Genomic DNA, 15,074 nt, shown 5'->3' on the forward strand with positions numbered 1-15,074 from the left:
CTATAGGGTACGAAAGATGTGGCATTCCCTGCACCGTGAAAGCCTCGTCTCAGGTCACGTCACTTTGAGGGCTATGGGGGCTGCTGGATCACATAGAACCAAGGCTTCTCTGCCACATCTTTCCAACCACGCTTGGGCGCAGGAGACATGTGCCGCGAGAACTTTGTCGGGATGGATAAAAACTGCCATGCATGCTGACATCTGAAAACAGGATCCAATATTGCGTGATCGTCGTCTGAAGTCTCCCGAAGCGATATTGTCTTTTGCCAGCCCGTACGCTTGAAGCCATGGACGTTCCTGAACCAATACCTGCCGTTCAAGAGGCTACCGTGGTCTTCGTGATCAACAGGGCATGGTCCCCCAGCTCTGATGATCGAGCAACTTATGACGCCACTCGCAAATACTGGAAGGTAGGTGCGCGAACCAGGGATCGAGCGACCTATGCGCTGGGGGTCGCCGGAGGCATCGTACGTGGCGCGTACCGTATACAGCAGTGGCATCAGAGCGGAGACAAAAGCAGATGGGGATTCGTCAGAGTTCCCGCGCCAGAGCTTCGCGCTGTGGGTACAAGTATTGAAAGGTTGGCGCCTCCCCGAGGCGCCGCAAACCCGGTACGCCTCTACCTCGATGGGATACCGGCCAGTGATACGACGACAGTTCGGGAAATCGCACGGGAACTCAATGCAGAACCTCTGGCGCGAATCATGTACGGGCAAAGGGAGCTGTTCCACAGTAACTTCCTCGCATGGTTCTTCGATTCGCTCCCAAAGTTAGCTGACGCCGTTTTTCGCAACCTGGCCCATGACGATCCTCAGAACACAGTCTCGGTTCGACATTCAGAGCGCGAGCGCGAACAACTTGATCTTGTGTTTCATTGGCCAGACGCGAGCCCCCTTGTCATCGAAAACAAGGTCTTCTCCTTGCCACAGCGAGATCAGCTTGACGCTTATCGCAAGAAGACCGCACGTTGGAAGGCTTCGAAAGTAAGTCATGTCCTGCTCAGCATGTCTCCGTTGCAAGATCTGCCTGAAGACTGGACCTATCTCAGCTATCAGGAACTCTCTGAACGGATCGAGCTCGCACTCGAGGATTCGCTCCACGAGAGTTACGAGGTCGAAACCCTCCGGCGCTACTCACGCGTCGTGAGACTGCTCAACGCATTGCTAGACAATACGCAAGTGCACTCCATGCAGGAACCAGTGTGGCTCGATGATGCTCAATTCGTCGAGATTGAGTCAAGACAGACACGCTCCGCCCTTCTCAAATTGCGCGCGAATCGAGTTAAAGAACTACTCATTGATGCAATTCCCCGTGTTGGGCAGGCTGAATCTGGAATGACTCATAGTCAGCCATTTGTCGGCTGGCGACGAAGGATCAACTTAAATGGCATTCAGATTGAGGCTGGCTGGCAGTATCAGGGCGGCCAGTTCCGGCTTTGCGTCGTACTGCCACACCTGGAGAGCCATTCGGAACAGGCACGGGCATTAAGAGAGAAATTCGCACACAAGCACCCGGAACTGTTTTCATTTGAGCACTTGTTTGAGATCCTCAACGTCAGCGCCGATCAAATTCGCCCCGATCACCGGTTTGGACACTTCGCACCGTCGTTTGTGTACCGGTACGTCAAAGCACCCGAGCTGACAGTGTCTCAACTTGTCGAAGCAAGTCAAAGCACTGCGTACGAGCTGCAAAGGCTTTTTGACATCGCCCCAGACACATGATCTGTGCATCTTTTTCGAGGATCGACGATTCGGGTCGGATCGGTTGGGAAAAGATGCCTGTCGCCGTCCAAGTTCTCATCCTTGGTCGGAGCCCTCAAAAAGGCTTCGGGTGGAACCGATCGACTAAATCTCCTGGATCGCGCGCAGCGCGGCTTCTATACGGACCCGGTCAGCCTCGTGTGACGGAGCAGGACGTCCACCTGCACCCGCGCCACCGAGCACTGTATCTGCGCATGTTTGGATAGGTTGGGGCATTCATCGAGAACTTGCCGCATTCGTTGTCCACAGTTCCGACACCTCTGGAGATCTTCTCAGCGATTTTGCGATGTAGATACCGGGTGCGAGCGGGATGAACTGTTGCAGCGGCAACTCTGACTGCGGCAACGTCATCAGCGTCACTAGGATCGTGGACTCCGAGTCATTGCCGATGCCTTGCGGTTCGGATGGTTCGCCGCGGTCCCATGAAGCTTCGCGATAAGGCTGCAAAAGTAGGTCAAGTCCCTTTGAGTGGTGTAGCCGGTGTTCCTTCGGTTCTTCAATTAGTGGTTAGGCGGTCAGTTCGAGAGGATCGTCGCTCACCTCGTCTGTGGTCTCGGGAAGCATGTGGAGGCGGCTTCTGGCGAGAACGTCGAGGCTGAGGTAGCGGCGCCCTTCGGCCCATTCATCGGTCTGCTCGGCCAGGACCGCACCGACCAGGCGGATGATCGCCTCTCGGTTGGGGAAGATCCCCACCGAATCGGTGCGGCGACGGATCTCGCGGTTGAGGCGCTCATTGGGGTTGTTGGACCAGATCTGGGCCCACACCCCGGTCGGGAAACCGGTGAAGGCAAGGATATCGGCACGTGCGCCGTCCAGATGATCGTGAGCTTCAGGGAGCTTATCGCCGACGTAGTCCAAGAGCCGGTCGAATTGGGCGTGGACACTGGCTGCGTCGGGCTGGTCGTAGACCGAGTGCAGCATCGCTTTGACTGCCGGCCAGTAGCTCTTGGGGCACACGCTCATCAGGTTCGCGGCGTAGTGCGTGCGGCATCGCTGCCAGGACGCACCCGGCAGGTTCGCTGCGACCGCCTCGATCAGGCCCGCATGAGCATCAGAAGTCACTAAACGCACGCCGGTCAGGCCGCGTGCGACGAGGTCGGCGAAGAAGGAGTTCCATGCCGCCCCGGTCTCACTGGTCGCAACCCGCAGGCCGAGGACTTCACGCCTACCATCGGCATTGACGCCGGTAGCGATGAGGACGACCGCGTTAATCACACGCCCGCCCTCGCGGACCTTCATGGTCAGCGCGTCAGCAGCGACGAACGTGAACGGGCCGGCCTCATCGAGCGGGCGGTGACGGAACTGGTCCACGTGCTCGTCCAGGTCAGTAGCCATGCGCGAGACCTGCGACTTCGACAGGGAATGAATACCCAGGGTTTTCACGAGCTTATCCATCCGCCGAGTGCTGACGCCGGCGAGGTAGCAGTCAGCCACGACCGTGATCAGTGCTGTTTCGGCTCGTTTTCTGCGCTCGAGCAGCCAGTCGGGAAAATATGTGCCCGATCTGAGTTTTGGGACAGCAACATCCACTGTGCCGACCCGGGTGTCCAGGGGCCGGTGGCGGTAGCCGTTGCGCTGGGTGCGGCGGTCGGGGCTGGGCTTGCCCCATTCCGCCCCGACCACGGCATCGGCGTCTGCTGAAAGCAGGGCGTTGATCATGGCCTGCAGCAGATCGCGCATCAAGTCCGGGGATGCTTCGGCCAGGGCTTCACGGAGCAGGCCTGCAGGGTCGATAATATGAGGAGCGGTCATCGTGGCGATGTCCTTTCGAGTGGGAAGTAGAGAGCTTTCTCGAAGGATCCCACGGTGACCGTGTCCACGTCAGCAACGACGCTCACGACCACCCCGGGGGCTACACCACTCTAAGGGGCACTACTCAAAAGTACGCGGCTCAAAGGCACAGAAGCATCAGCAGGCGAGGCGCATGATCGGCAGGTTTAACAACGCCCCATGCCAGTTAGGGTCGGCAACGTCTGCCATCCAGATCTCGCGTAGCCGCTTCCGAGACATCGCCTCAGTGGGCGGTGGGTTGCTCCCACGTCCGCGGTCGCTCGAGTGCCGAACTCCTGGATGAGGGTTAGAAGTGCGTGTGAGCAAGCCAGAACAGGCCTCGATAGAGGGCTCGACCTTTGCGCCACTAGTAACGGTGTGCGCAATCGCGCCATTCACTCATACTGGTGACTCTCTGCCGCTCGTCCACCGAATCATCGAGAAAGAGGCCGATCCTTGTCATGAGTATGAGCAGATCTTTGGCTCACGCTCTTGCACAGAGGCGCAACTGAATGTCTTGGGCTGCGTGAATAAAAAAGAGGAGAGGCTCAAACCAGAGAGTGAGTACTCTCGTCTAGGTTTGAACCTCTCCCATCTGGGTGGCTAACGGGGCTTGAACCCGCGACCTCCTGGACCACAACCAGGCGCTCTACCGACTGAGCTATAGCCACCATGGCGTTGTTCGCCGATTCACAACTATACCCAACTCCTGCGCGAAACCGGAATTCGGCCGATGTGAGGTAGGCGTCAATCGCACTGTCGTGCCACGTTCTCGTACGCTTCGTCGAGCTCCTGCCGGGCGGGGGTGCTGGCTGGATCTTCTGCGACATTGCCGGCCACATCCGCCAGCGTTCTGATCGCGACTGACAGGTCATGATCGGTTGCGAGGACTGCGGCTTCCGCGAGGCGGAACTCCCACTGCCGTGCCAGGTCCTTCTGCTCGGGGGTAAGCTCGTCGCTTGCCGCAAGATCATTGATCTGGTTGATGACGGCGTCTGCTTCTCGGCAGGCATCATCGTTCGTTCCGGTCTCGGCCCCGCACGCCGCGAGGCCGAGCACCATGAAGAGTCCGAGGAGACGGCTCACCAGAAGGCACGCACCGCGATTGCGTCGGCGAACTTGTTGAGGTTGTCTTCGTCTGCACTGAGGTAGAGCGATCCGTCGATGAGGGAGATCTCCATGACGTAGAACTCCTCCTCATCGTCTGGGCCGCCTCGGACGATGTCGACACGGTTGAACAGGAGCTGTTCGTCGCGCCCGCAGTAGTCCTTGATGTAGTGGTGGAGGGACTGGCGGATCCTCTCGCCCCATCGCCACTCCTGCTCGCTCGCCTGCGAGGAGTGTGCGATTTCTTCGTGCACCTGGTCGTTCGATTCGAAGCGGGGGTGCAGCATCGGCTCCTTCTCGACCTTGTAGGAGGCGAGTCCGTTCAGGTAGATGAGGGAGACTTCGCCGGAGCGGTCAACTTCCTCGTGGTATCGCTGCACCATGACGGAGCGGCCGCGCTCGAGGTGGTACATGGCGTCGTTGATGGCTCTCATGCGGGAGTTCGCGTCCGTGGACGTGTATCGTCCCGTGCCGCGTCCACCGGATGATACTGCGGGCTTCACGACGAAGTCACCGACGGCCGGGAAGCGGGTGTGCACCTGGTTGCGGGACAGATTCGCGGACGGTTCGAGCCAGGTCGTGGCGATGGTCGGCATGCCGCGCTTGGCCAGCTCCTGGAGGTAATGCTTGTCCGTGTTCCATTCCATGACGCTCGGAGAGTTGAGGAGGCGCGGTACCGAGCGTGCCCAGGCGAGGAAGCCCTGCGGGTCTTTCGCGTAGTCGCGAACGTTACGAACGATCGCCGTGCCGGCGTTGGACCAGTCAACGTCGGGGTCGTTCCATACGGCGATGTGCGGCTCCATCCCCCTGGCGCGGAGCGCGTCGGGAAGCCCGGCTTCGTCGCTATCGAGCTCGGGGAAGGCCGCTGAGGTCACGAGGGTCACTATCGGATCAGACACGCTTCCCACGGTACCCGAAAATGAGCAGACGTGGCCGCCTAATCCGACAAAGCACCCCGGTATATCCCAAATCACACGTGGCGGGACGCGCCTTCTCGGCAACGCCCCGCCACGCGGCTCAAAACCCTATCGGCAACCCGCCTTATCCCCTGCCTGCAAGGGGTACGATGTCGCCTGCTTCGATGCGGCGCTTGGAGGCGTCAGCGTCGTCGGTGAGCTGCTGGGCGTCGAGGATAGCCTGAGCTTGAGCGGTCCAGTTCGCGACCTCGTTCTCGCGCGTGGCATCGTCCCATGCGAGCAGGTCACCCATGATCGCCGCGATCTGGGGAGCAGCCGCCTGTCCGCGATCCGGCTGTTCGAAGTCGAGCCTGATGCGGTGGAGGAGAACGTCTTCGAGATGAAGGGCACCTTCATGGGTGACCGCGAAGACGACCTCGGCCGCGAGATAGTCCGGTGCATGCTCGAGGGGCTGTGCCAGCGTCTCATCGCTGTCGATGAGGCTGAGCACGTCTGGCAGTTCCGACCCGTATCGGGAGAACAGGTGCTTGACTTGCGCCTGCGTCAGTCGATACTGCTGCGAGAGCGCGGGCAGGCGACGCTTGGCCGCCTCGAAGCCGTGTGCGCCCACGAGGGGCGTCGTCGCGGTGACGGACGGGTTGGATGCGGCTTTCGCTCCGAGGACATGGTCGACCGCATCCTCTGCCATCTGCCTGTACGTTGTCAGCTTGCCGCCGGCGATGACGGTGAGTCCCGGCTGCGGGGACGTGACCGTGTGTTCGCGCGACACCTTGGTCGACTCTCCCGAGCCCTTGGTGCCGGGCTGGAGCAGCGGACGCAGACCCGCGTATGTGCCGATGATGTCGTCTCGAGTCAGCTTGTCTGCCAGGACCGAGTTCGCCTGCTCGAGCACGTAGTCGATATCGCGGGAGGTTGCGACGGGGGCGTCCCGCTGCTCGTGCCACGTCGTGTCGGTCGTGCCGATCACCCAGTAGCGCTCCCAGGGGATGATGAAGAGAACGGACTTCTCGGTGCGTAGGAAGACTCCCGTCTGCCCCTCGATCCTGTCCTTGGGGACGACGATATGGATGCCCTTGGAGGCGAGAACCTTGAGCCCGCCGTCGGAGCCTCCGAGAGATTCCGTCTCCTCTGTCCACACGCCCGTTGCGCCGATGATGTGCTTGGCGCGCACGGTGATCCTGTCACCGGTCTCGAGGTCGGTCACCACTGCCCCGACGACCGCGTTGCCTTCCGTGATGAACTCGGTCGCCTGGGCGCGGGATGCCGCGAGCGCGCCATAGCCCTGAGCGGTGCGCACGAGGTCGATGACGAGTCGAGCATCATCCACCCGAGCGTCGAAGAACCTGATGCCGCCGATCAATGTTGTGGGGTCGAGGCTGGGCACCAGCTCCATGACGCCCTTGTGCCCATAGTGCTTCTGGATCGGGACTGATTTCCCGCCGATCATCGCAAGCGCGTCGTACATGCCGACGCCGACTGCGGAGTAGGCGCGTTCGATGACACGCTGTTTGAGGGGCCACAGGAAGGGCTGTGCGGAGACGAGGTGGGGCGCTGTTGTCGTGAGCAGGGTGCCCCGCTCACGGAGGGCCTCCGCGACGAGCGGGAAGTCCAGCTGATAGAGGTAGCGCAGTCCGCCGTGGACGAGCTTGGAGGACCATTGTGAGGTTCCCGAGGCCCAGTCCCTCATGTCGATGATTCCGGTTTTGAGGCCACGGGTCGTGGCATCGAGCGCAACCCCGGCCCCGGTCACTCCCCCGCCGATGACGAGAACGTCGAGCTCCTCGTCTGCCATTGCCTCCAGTGCGTTCTGTCGTGATTCACGCGTCAGTGCGGTCTTCACCATTTCCTCCCAAGATGTGTCCGAACAGGATGTGCGGTTTGTCCAGAATGCCCCCGTCTGCACTTTCGGTCAATAGCCGCGCACGAATGTGCAGGCTGATGGTGTCGTGGGTTACGTCAGTTCGTGATGCCATGGACCCGACGCGCGGGAGCAGGAGGAGAGGCTGTCATGATCGACAAGTATCCAGCCGGGAAAAGCAAAGATCCCGGCCGGAGCCGGGATCTTCATTTGTACACCGCCAGGGACTCGAACCCTGAACCCACTGATTAAGAGTCAGTTGCTCTACCATTGAGCTAGCGGTGCGCGCAAGAAATAACGATACGCGGTGTTCAGGATTGACACAAATTCGAAGGCCCTCCTGCGGCTGTGAACTCGTGCACAGTGGGGGTTTGCCCGCGATAGGTCTGGGCGATGTGGCACTCTGAAGGGGTGATTGAATCCCGTGCGCCTTTGAACGATGCCCTCGACGACCTTGCCGATCGCTTCGGCGACAATCCGCCGGCGGACGATGTCTATGACGCTTTCCACGCGTGGGTGGAATCCACCGGGAAGGGTCTCTACCCGCACCAGGACGAGGCGCTGCTCGCGGCCCTCGAGGGCGATCATCTCATCGTGTCGACGCCGACCGGGTCGGGGAAGTCCATGATCGCGATGGCGGCGCTGTTCGTGGCGCTGGCAGAGGGCAGGAGCGGCTACTACACGGCGCCTCTCAAAGCGCTCGTGTCGGAGAAGTTCTTCGATCTCATCGGCCTGTTCGGGGCGGCGAACGTGGGCATGGTGACGGGAGATTCGACGATCAACGCCGACGCCCCGATCATCTGCTGTACGGCTGAGATCCTTGCGAACGTTGCACTGCGCGAAGGAGCTGGAGCCGATGCAGGGGTTGTCATCGCGGACGAGTTCCACTTCTTCTCGGAGCCGGACCGCGGGTGGGCATGGCAGGTGCCTCTCCTCGAACTGACCAAGACGCAGCACGTTCTGCTGTCTGCCACTCTCGGCGACACGTCCGCATTCGTCACCGACCTGAGCACGCGCACCGGACGCTCCGTGTCAATCATCGACAACGCGGAACGTCCCGTCCCCCTGTCCTACCACTATTCTCTGGAACCGGTGTCCGAGACGATCAAGGAGCTCGTGACGACCCATCGCGCGCCGGTCTATATCGTCCACTTCTCCCAGCTCGCGGCAGTATCTGCCGCAACCGAACTGCAGTCTGTTGCAATCTCGACGAAAGAGCAGAAGGCCGCGATCGCGGACGAGATCGGCGACTTCCGGTTCGGTCCCGGTTTCGGCGCTGTTCTCTCGAAGCTGCTCCGCTCCGGCATCGGCGTGCACCACGCCGGCATGCTCCCCCGCTACCGGCGCCTCGTCGAACGTCTCGCCCAACAGGGACTGCTGCGCGTGATCTGCGGGACGGACACCCTCGGGGTGGGCATCAACGTCCCGATCCGCACCGTCCTCCTGACTTCCCTCGCCAAGTTCGACGGCGAGAAGCAGAGGCAGCTCACGGCACGCGAGTTCCACCAGATCGCAGGCCGCGCGGGGCGGGCAGGCTTCGACACGACTGGGGACGTCGTCGTCCAGGCCCCAGAACACGAGATCGACAATGCGAAGGCGGAGGCGAAAGCCGCTGAACGCAAGAAGAAGTACGTGAAGAAGAAGCCGCCCGAGGGCCAGGTGAACTGGACGCGTTCCACGTTCGAGCGCCTGATCGCCGCCCAGCCCGAGACGCTCGAATCCCGCATGAGGATCTCCCACGCGATGATGCTTCAGCTCCTCGACCGCCCGGGCGATCCTGTCGCCACGATCTACCGTCTCCTGACCGACAACTACGAACCGAAGAAAGCGTCGAATCCGCTTCTGCGCAAGGCAGTCGAGATCTATGTGTCGCTGCGGGCCGCCGGCGTCATCATCCACCACGATCGCGACTGGCGTGCCGACCATCCGAACCGGCCCGCCATCGAACTCGCCCGGGAGGTTCCCGATGATTTCGCGCTCAACGCACCCCTGTCCCCCTTCGCGCTCGCCGCGCTCGACCTCCTCAACCGCGACTCCCCCGAGTATGCTCTCGATGTCGTCTCCATCATCGAGGCTGTGCAGGAAGACCCGCGTCCCATACTCATGGCCCAGCGCAGGCAGGAACGCGACCGAGCCATGAGCGCCATGAAGGCGGAGGGCCTCGAATACAATGAGCGGATGGTGCGTCTCGACGAGATCACGTGGCCGACCCCGCTCGCCGAGCTGCTGACACCAGCGCTCGAGATGTATCGCCAGACCAACCCCTGGGTGTCCGAGTACGAGCTCTCCCCCAAGTCCGTCGTGCGGCACATGGTCGAGCACTCGATGACGTTCTCCGATCTCATCTCGCGCTACGATGCGGCGCGCAGCGAGGGCATTGTCCTGCGCTATCTCACCGACACGTACAAGGCGCTGCGCCAGATCGTTCCCGCCGATGCTCTGACGGATGAGCTGTCCGACATCATCACCTGGCTGGGAGAGCTCGTCCGCTCCGTCGACTCCTCCCTCATCGCAGAATGGGAGGCGCTCGCGGACGGTGTCCTCGACGACGCCGAGATCATGGAGCATACGACCATCCCCCAGGGCGGAACAGAGCTCGCCTTCGGCGCGCGAGCTGATGGCACGGTTCCCATCACCGCGAATCGTCACGCATTCCGCACGCGGGTGAGGAACTGGCTGTGGCGCTACGTCGAAGCCGCAGCCGATGAAGATCCAGAACGCCTGGCACACATGTCCACTCCCGTGTTCATGGAACAGCCGGAACCGCTCGATGCTGAGCGGTGGAATGACTTCCTCGACGACTACTTCGAGACGCATGAGTGGCTCGGTGCTGATACGAACTCTCGAGGCGCCCACTTCGTGACCTTCGTCGAGTCCCCCACAGCGGCGGACTTTCTCGACGTGGGGCTGGATGACGAGAGGGCCCACGATGCTGCCGAGGGCTCGATGTGGCTCGTACGGCAGGTGCTCGACGATGGTGAGGAGTCAAGGGACACGGAGATCGTCGCCGTGGTCGACCTCAAGGAGAGTGCACGCACCGACGAGCTCGTCGCGCAGCTGATCCGGATCGGAGCGGTCAATGATTAGGGATCGCTACCGCGCCCTCGAGGAGAGCGTGCGCATGGCGTCCGGCGGGCGGACACGGGTTCTCCTCGCCGTCAAGCACCAGCCCCCGCAGGCTGTTCTTGAGGCTCTCATGGCCGGGGCGACCCTGCTCGGCCACAACATCATCCAGCAGCTCTCGAGCTCGGAGGAGGCCCTCGCGGAGCTCGCGGCACCCCCGCACGATACGCATGTCATCGGGCACGTCCAATCGAACAAGGCACGCGCCGCGGTCACCTATGCCGGCACGATCCAGACGGTCGACTCGCTGAAGACCGCACGCCGACTCTCAACGGTCTGCCGTGACCTGTCGCTCGAACGCGGCATCATGATCCAGGTGAACTCCTCCGGCGCACAGTCCCAGTTCGGCCTGGATCCGGCAGACGTACCAGCTCTCGCGGACCAGATTCGGGCACTCCCCGGACTTACCCTCACCGGCCTCATGACGATCGGCGCGAACACGGACGACATTGCCGCCGTGCGAGCATCGTTCGCCACAATCCACAAGCTCTCCGATCAGCTACGCGCGGAGGGACACGACTGCCGTGAACTCTCGATGGGGATGAGCAATGACTGGCAGATCGCCGTGGACGAGGGCTCGACCATGATCAGGGTCGGTCGGCAGGTGTTCGGAGAACGGCCCGCGTGACCGGTTGGCGGGCCTCCGCCCGCCGCCCGTCATCGCTTCGGAACGCCAGCCTTGAACAGCCCGTAGGCATACCCGTCTGTCAATGCTTCCCACGAGGCGTCGATGACATCGCGTCCCACGCCGACCGTCGCCCACGATCCGTGAGGTGACGACATGGAGATGATGACCCGGGTCGTCGCGCGCGTGGCGGCCGATGCGTCGAGAATACGAACCTTGAAGTCCGTCAGCTCGCACACGTCCAGCTCCGGATAGACCGGGGCCAGGGCCCCGCGAAGCGCCTGGTCGAGAGCATCGACAGGGCCAACGCCCTCACCGACCGTCACAGCACGACCACGGCCCGTCCTGACCTTGACGACCGCCTCGGCGACGTTCGACTCGGACGAGCTTCCCGAGAGGTGGGTCGACCACGATTCGATCTCGAAGAACGACATTCTTTCGCCCGTCGCGATCTCCCGGATGAGGAGCTCGACAGACGCATCCGTCGCATCGTACGTATAGCCCTGTGCCTCCGCCTGCTTGATCCGCTTCGTCACCTCGGAGAGGACATCCGGTCGCTGGGACAGATCCAGGCCGACCTCGCGGGCCTTCAGCTCGATCGACGCCCTCCCCGCCATGTCAGACACGATCATGCGCATGTCGTTGCCGACACGGGCAGGATCGATGTGCTGGTAGAGGTCAGCATCGACTCGGATGGCAGAGGCGTGGAGGCCCGCCTTGTGGGCGAACGCGGACACTCCCGTATAGGGCTGACGACCGTAGGGTGCGATATTGACGATCTCTGCCACGGCGTGGGAGATGTGAGTGTGCTCGGCAAGCTGCTGTTCAGTCACAACTTTCCGATCTGTTTTGAGCTGCAGGTTCGCGATCGCCGTCAGGATGTTCGCGTTGCCGGTGCGCTCCCCGTAGCCGTTGACGGTGCCCTGGATGTGGGATGCTCCCGCAGCGACAGCCGCAAGAGTATTCGCGACCGCGAGCTCACCATCATTGTGGGCATGAATGCCGATCGTGGCCGACAGTCCGCGTTCGGCCAGGTGGTCGATGAGCTCCGCAACCCTGGACTGGACCTCGCCCGGCAGCGAACCACCGTTCGTGTCGCACGGAATGATGGTGCTGGCGCCGGCACGGACCGCCGTCTCGGCCACCGAAAAGGTGTAGTCCCGGTCCACCACGGCACCGTCGAAGAAGTGCTCGAGATCGACCATGACCTCCCGGCCATGGGAGAGGAGATAGGCCACGGTGTCCTCGACCATGGCCAGGTTCTCTTCTTCCGTTGTCCGCAGCGCCTTGTGGACGTGGCGCACATCGGACTTCGCGACAAGCGTGATGATCGGCGCCTGCGAATCGAGCAGCGCCTGCACCTGCTGATCATCGCCGACATCGACATTCGCCTTCCGTGTCGAGCCGAATGCCGCGAGGCGGGCCCGCGTCAGCGTACCCTCCGCGGTGGCCATACGGAAGAACTCCGTGTCTCTCGGGATGGCTCCCGGCCAGCCGCCCTCGATGATGTCAGCCCCATAGTCCTCGAGCAGAGGGAGAAGGGTGAGCTTGTCCGCGACGGACAGGTTCATGCCCTCCTGCTGGGCACCGTCGCGCAGGGTCGTGTCATAGACGACGAGATCGCTGCTCATGCGGACAGCTTGTAGGTCCAGTGGTACGGGTCCGGCTCGTGTCCGAGCTGGATGGCCGTCACCTGGTCGTAGATCGACTTCGTCACGGTCGTCCCATCAACCCTCACGTCGAAGCCGGGGCCTGCGATGCGGCCGATGGGAGTGACGACAGCGGCAGTGCCGCAGGCGAACACCTCGGCCACGCGCCCCGACTCGATGTCGGAGATGAGGTCCTCCAAGCGAATGGTCTCCTCGCGCACCGTCACCGCTCTGTCCCGGAGCAGGCGGAGGATGGCGCCGCGAGTGCCGCCCTCGAGAATGTTCCCCGTCAGCGCCGGGGTGGAGACGGATCCGTCCTCGTAGACGACGAAGACGTTCATGCCGCCCAGCTCGTCGATGTTCTCGTTGTTGACGGCATCGAGGAAGCAGACCTCGTCGAACCCCTCATCGTGAGCTTCGAGCTTGGGGACGAGGGAGGACGCATAGTTTCCTCCGCACTTCGCCGCACCGGTGCCCCCTGGGCCCGCCCGGTGGTAGTCGGGTGAGACCCAGATGGAGATGGGCTGGAAGCCGTTGACGAAATAAGGGCCCGATGGGGATGCGATGCAGAGGTAGTCGAAGCGGCGTGCGGAGCGCACCCCGAGGAACGGCTCCGTCGCGATCGTGAAGGGGCGCAGGTAGAGCGATGATCCCGGCGCCGATGGCACCCACTCCGCATCGGTGCGCACGAGGCCGACGATGGAGGCGAGGAAGTCCTCGACCGGCAGCTCCGGTATCGCGAGACGGTGGGCGGAGGCGTTGAGCCTGTGCGCGTTATAGCTCGGCCTGAACGTCCATATCGACCCGTCGTCGTGGCGGTAGGCTTTGAGGCCCTCGAAGATCTCCTGCCCGTAGTGCAGGACTGCGGAGGCAGGGTCGAGCGTGAGCGGGCCGTAGGGCTCGATCGTCTTCGAATGCCATCCCTTGCCGGTCTCGTACACAGCATGCGCCATGTGATCCGTGAAGTCGACGCCGAAGCTGAGACGGTTGAACACATCCTCCCGATGTTCCGGGGAGGCCGGGTTGGGGTTGGGGTGGATATCCCACCTGTTCGCAACCTCGTCGGCGGTGGGCAGCGGCAGCGCCGCGGCCTGCTCGAGTGCAGAAACCTGCATGATCTTTCTTCTTCCTTGACTAGATCCTGGCGACGACCGCGTCGCCAATCTCGCTGGTGGAGCGGACGAGAGGCGCCCCTGCCTCCACCGCATCGGCGCGTGCCTCCATGTCCCCATCCACCGCGGATTCGATGCGGGCTGCGGCCTCATCGTAGCCCAGGTGGCGGAGCATGAGAGCCACGGAGGAGATGGTGGCGATGGGGTCGGCCTTCTGCTGGCCCGCAATATCGGGGGCAGAGCCGTGGACGGGTTCGAACATCGAGGGGAACGCGCCGGTGGGGTTGATGTTTCCGGAGGCGGCCAGGCCGATCCCGCCGGTGATGGCACCGGCCTCGTCCGTGAGGATGTCCCCGAACAGGTTGTCGGTGACGATGACGTCGAAACGGGCCGGGTCTGTGACGAGGAAGATCGTTGCGGCGTCCACGTGGAGGTAGTCCACGGTGACATCCGGGTATTCAGCGCCGACGCGGTCGACGGTGCGGCGCCACAGGTGGCCGGCGTTCACGAGTACGTTGTGCTTGTGGACGAGGGTCAGACGCTGGTCGCGCCGCATGGCGAGATCGAAGGCATACCGGACGACTCGTTCCACACCGTAGGCCGTGTTGACCGATACTTCGGTCGCGATCTCGTGGGGCGTATCGACTCGTACAGCCCCGCCGTTGCCGGCGTACAGGCCTTCGGTTCCTTCGCGGACGACGACGAAATCGATGTCGCCGGGATCGGCGAGGGGGGTGGGGACACCCCGGTAGTACTTCGAGGGGCGCAGGTTCACGTAATGGTCGAGGTCGAAGCGGAGCTTGAGGAGAAGGCCGCGCTCGAGGATTCCGGATGGGAGGGAGGGATCGCCGACTGCTCCGAGCAAGATCGCGTCGTGCTGCTTGATCTGCTCGAGTTCGCTCTCGGGGAGGACCTCCCCGGTGCGGTGCCAGCGCGCAGCTCCGAGATCGAAATGGGTTTCGTCGACGGTGACGTCTCCGCGCAGTGCCGCGTGGAGTGCTTTGAGCCCTTCCGCGACGACCTCGGGACCGATTCCGTCACCGGGGATGACGGCAAGTTTCATGTTGTGAGTCATGTTCTAATCCTAGCGTTCAGTCCACATGGTGAAATCGCCATGTCACCATTCGGTCCATGCACGGTGGCAGTATTCCCA

10 protein-coding genes and 2 tRNA genes are annotated in these 15,074 nt (G+C 62.4%); 3 read left to right on the forward strand and 9 right to left on the reverse strand.

Going from position 1 to position 15,074, the window contains the following annotated elements; all coding sequences use genetic code 11:
* Window positions 1-287: 287 nt before the first annotated feature.
* Window positions 288-1,721: a PD-(D/E)XK nuclease family protein gene (locus tag H2O75_RS07975; protein ID WP_182170586.1), complete on the forward strand. Its 1,434-nt coding sequence runs from the start codon at window positions 288-290 to the stop codon at window positions 1,719-1,721.
* Window positions 1,722-2,267: 546 nt separating this feature from the next.
* Here the strand turns inward: H2O75_RS07975 and H2O75_RS07980 are convergent.
* From H2O75_RS07980 to H2O75_RS08005, 6 genes are all read right to left on the reverse strand, one after another.
* A complete protein-coding gene (locus H2O75_RS07980; protein ID WP_182169453.1) occupies window positions 2,268-3,512 on the reverse strand; it encodes an IS256 family transposase in 1,245 nt (414 codons plus the stop codon).
* Window positions 3,513-4,128: 616 nt separating this feature from the next.
* Window positions 4,129-4,201 (reverse strand) — tRNA-His (locus H2O75_RS07985).
* A 76-nt stretch (window positions 4,202-4,277) separates the two neighbouring features.
* Window positions 4,278-4,616 (reverse strand): hypothetical protein, encoded by a 339-nt coding sequence (locus H2O75_RS07990; protein WP_182170589.1) that lies wholly within the window; start codon window positions 4,614-4,616, stop codon window positions 4,278-4,280.
* On the reverse strand, window positions 4,613-5,536 hold the full coding sequence (locus H2O75_RS07995; RefSeq protein WP_182170592.1) for an ATP-grasp domain-containing protein: 924 nt from the start codon (window positions 5,534-5,536) through the stop codon (window positions 4,613-4,615). Before H2O75_RS07995 ends, H2O75_RS07990 begins: the two co-directional genes overlap by 4 nt.
* 142 nt (window positions 5,537-5,678) lie before the next feature.
* The gene (locus tag H2O75_RS08000) at window positions 5,679-7,397 is read right to left on the reverse strand and encodes a glycerol-3-phosphate dehydrogenase/oxidase (protein ID WP_182170595.1); all 1,719 of its coding nucleotides are present in this window, start codon (window positions 7,395-7,397) and stop codon (window positions 5,679-5,681) included.
* A 228-nt stretch (window positions 7,398-7,625) separates the two neighbouring features.
* Window positions 7,626-7,697: transfer RNA gene (locus tag H2O75_RS08005), tRNA-Lys, on the reverse strand.
* A 126-nt stretch (window positions 7,698-7,823) separates the two neighbouring features.
* On the opposite strand from H2O75_RS08005, the gene H2O75_RS08010 reads away from it, so the two are divergent.
* Both H2O75_RS08010 and H2O75_RS08015 read left to right on the forward strand, forming a co-directional pair.
* A complete protein-coding gene (locus H2O75_RS08010) occupies window positions 7,824-10,499 on the forward strand; it encodes a DEAD/DEAH box helicase (RefSeq protein WP_310650315.1) in 2,676 nt (891 codons plus the stop codon).
* A complete protein-coding gene (locus tag H2O75_RS08015; RefSeq protein ID WP_182170601.1) occupies window positions 10,492-11,163 on the forward strand; it encodes a YggS family pyridoxal phosphate-dependent enzyme in 672 nt (223 codons plus the stop codon). The genes H2O75_RS08010 and H2O75_RS08015 overlap by 8 nt, the downstream gene beginning before the upstream one ends.
* A 29-nt stretch (window positions 11,164-11,192) precedes the next feature.
* Here H2O75_RS08015 and cimA read toward each other — a convergent pair whose 3' ends face one another.
* From cimA to H2O75_RS08030, 3 genes are read right to left on the reverse strand one after another with little or no spacing between them, the layout of a single operon-like run.
* On the reverse strand, window positions 11,193-12,791 hold the full coding sequence (cimA, locus tag H2O75_RS08020) for a citramalate synthase (protein WP_182170605.1): 1,599 nt from the start codon (window positions 12,789-12,791) through the stop codon (window positions 11,193-11,195).
* Window positions 12,788-13,924: a branched-chain amino acid aminotransferase gene (locus H2O75_RS08025; protein ID WP_182170608.1), complete on the reverse strand. Its 1,137-nt coding sequence runs from the start codon at window positions 13,922-13,924 to the stop codon at window positions 12,788-12,790. Before H2O75_RS08025 ends, cimA begins: the two co-directional genes overlap by 4 nt.
* Before the next feature lie 19 nt (window positions 13,925-13,943).
* Window positions 13,944-14,996, reverse strand: a complete 1,053-nt coding sequence (locus H2O75_RS08030) for a 3-isopropylmalate dehydrogenase (RefSeq protein WP_182170612.1) — start codon at window positions 14,994-14,996, stop codon at window positions 13,944-13,946.
* Window positions 14,997-15,074 lie beyond the last annotated feature (78 nt).

Source organism: Flaviflexus equikiangi, assembly GCF_014069875.1.
In the GTDB taxonomy this organism is placed as follows: Bacteria; Actinomycetota; Actinomycetes; order Actinomycetales; family Actinomycetaceae; genus Flaviflexus; species Flaviflexus equikiangi.

Excerpts from the sequence above, each read along its gene's own strand:
- H2O75_RS07975 (WP_182170586.1), top strand. The coding sequence starts at position 288 with ATGGACGTTCCTGAACCAATACCTGCCGTTCAAGAGGCTACCGTGGTC.
- H2O75_RS07980 (WP_182169453.1), bottom strand. The coding sequence starts at position 3,512 with ATGACCGCTCCTCATATTATCGACCCTGCAGGCCTGCTCCGTGAAGCC.
- H2O75_RS08000 (WP_182170595.1), bottom strand. The coding sequence starts at position 7,397 with ATGGTGAAGACCGCACTGACGCGTGAATCACGACAGAACGCACTGGAG.
- H2O75_RS08015 (WP_182170601.1), top strand. The coding sequence starts at position 10,492 with ATGATTAGGGATCGCTACCGCGCCCTCGAGGAGAGCGTGCGCATGGCG.
- cimA (WP_182170605.1), bottom strand. The coding sequence starts at position 12,791 with ATGAGCAGCGATCTCGTCGTCTATGACACGACCCTGCGCGACGGTGCC.
- H2O75_RS08025 (WP_182170608.1), bottom strand. The coding sequence starts at position 13,924 with ATGCAGGTTTCTGCACTCGAGCAGGCCGCGGCGCTGCCGCTGCCCACC.
- H2O75_RS08030 (WP_182170612.1), bottom strand. The coding sequence starts at position 14,996 with ATGACTCACAACATGAAACTTGCCGTCATCCCCGGTGACGGAATCGGT.